Consider the following 611-nt stretch of genomic DNA (forward strand, 5'->3'; position numbering starts at 1 on the left):
TGCGCGTCGATGCCGGCCAGGCCGCCGCCGAGGTGATGGTTTTCCTGCGCCAGCGCGCCACGACCTCCAACATTCCCGTGGTCGCCACCATCGGCTGCATGGCCTTCGAGCCCAACGCCATCAACGTGATCCCGTCGCTGGCAAGCTTCACCGTCGATCTCCGCAGTCCCGACGAGCAGCGTCTGCGCGAGGAGGAGGCGGCCCTTGCCGCCTTTCTCGATGCGCTGGCATTGCGCGATGGTTTCGGCGTTTCCGTCGAGCGGCTGGCGCGTTTCCAGCCGGTGACCTTCGATCCAGCTATCGTGGCGATGATAGAGCAGGCAGCCGGCCGACGCGGTCTGTCGTCGCGCCGAATGACATCAGGTGCCGGCCATGACGCGCAGATGATTGCCCGCATCGCACCCTCGGCGATGATCTTCGTTCCGAGCCGCGACGGCATCAGCCACAATCCGAGAGAACATACCGATGCAGATGACCTTGTCGCCGGCGCCGACATCCTGCTTGATGTCGTCCGCGACCTCTCTGCATGATCGGGAGACGATGACATGACCGACCTGAAAGCGCTGGACGACGAGATGACCGTATGGCGACGCGATCTGCACGCGCATCCG

General features: G+C 64.5%; 1 protein-coding gene. It reads left to right on the forward strand.

The window, feature by feature from the left end:
• Positions 1–530: M20/M25/M40 family metallo-hydrolase (locus tag B3605_RS08590; protein WP_296433528.1), on the forward strand; the 530-nt coding region annotated here is incomplete at its 5' end.
• Positions 531–611: the final 81 nt, after the last annotated feature.

The sequence above is a fragment of the Rhizobium sp. UBA1881 genome (genome assembly GCF_002338015.1).
GTDB lineage: Bacteria > Pseudomonadota > Alphaproteobacteria > Rhizobiales > Rhizobiaceae > Rhizobium.